This is a genomic window from Pseudomonas huaxiensis, assembly GCF_003231275.1.
In the GTDB taxonomy this organism is placed as follows: domain Bacteria; phylum Pseudomonadota; class Gammaproteobacteria; order Pseudomonadales; family Pseudomonadaceae; genus Aquipseudomonas; species Aquipseudomonas huaxiensis.
This window is the reverse complement of record NZ_QKVL01000143.1, coordinates 1-824: the sequence shown is the minus strand read 5'-3', so window position 1 is coordinate 824 and position 824 is coordinate 1. Positions and strand designations below refer to the sequence as shown.

Here is an 824-nt window from a genome sequence, read left to right as displayed (position 1 = left end):
CACGCCGCCCTTGATGACGACCCCATGCGAAGTTGCACCACGCTTTAGCCAGCGCTCGGCGCGGACCTGTGACCAGTCGTAGGCCACCGGCTCGACCCGCCAGCGTTCAAAAGGGTTCCACCAGCGGTAGTTGAAGTTGTAGGCGTAGAGGCGTTGGCGGGCGCGGTTGAAACGCAGGGGCATATCCCTAGGCGGAGCTAATTCAATTTTCATACAAAAAAGAAATGACCAAAGGCCGACGGAAACACCAAAGAGGAAGGCGATCCAATCCTCGGCTCTCAGCACACGCTCAGTTGTCAGATAGCTCAGCAATAGATCTCCGGTCAGAATGCCTTGAAACGGCGCGAGCCAGATAAGTAAACCTCTTAAAGTTGCCGATGTACGTGGAAGCTCTAAAAAGACATCACTCTGATAGTTTGGCGTGTCGAGCCCGAGCGCCGGGACTGCGAACGGCGGGTGGTCAGGATGGTGCAAATCCTCCTGCCACCCCGAGCAAGGCGGAACCAATCCAGGCCTTTTCATATGAAACCCCGACCCCGCGCGCCCTGAGTCTTGTCTTCCTTCACGATCAGTTGGGCTACGCCGGATTCATCTTTTTTGTCGAGCCAATAAGACACTTCGCGCTTGATGGCTTGAATATCGAGAGCAACGAACTCCATCGGCATATCACTCATGGTGCCGTCCTCGACTCCAGGTCCATATCGGCGGGCCATTTGACCTTGGGTGCCAGCAGTAACGCGATATTGAAACCCACATCGTCGTGGTCTTTCGGTGGGCCAGGTGGCGGCAGTGCATCGGGGCCTTGCTGCATGTAGGTGCAGATA

2 protein-coding genes and 1 pseudogene are annotated in these 824 nt (G+C 55.9%); all 3 read right to left on the bottom strand.

What is annotated here, in order from left to right:
* Positions 1-474 (bottom strand): DUF6708 domain-containing protein (locus DM374_RS33965; protein WP_318531829.1); only part of this gene is annotated, 474 nt, incomplete at its 3' end.
* 44 nt (positions 475-518) lie between these two features.
* Positions 519-674, bottom strand: coding sequence for a hypothetical protein (locus DM374_RS33390; protein WP_157969815.1), 156 nt, complete (start codon positions 672-674; stop codon positions 519-521).
* Positions 671-824: pseudogene (locus DM374_RS34190) on the bottom strand (DUF6708 domain-containing protein); the annotation flags it as partial. The gene DM374_RS33390 and the pseudogene DM374_RS34190, both read right to left, overlap by 4 nt.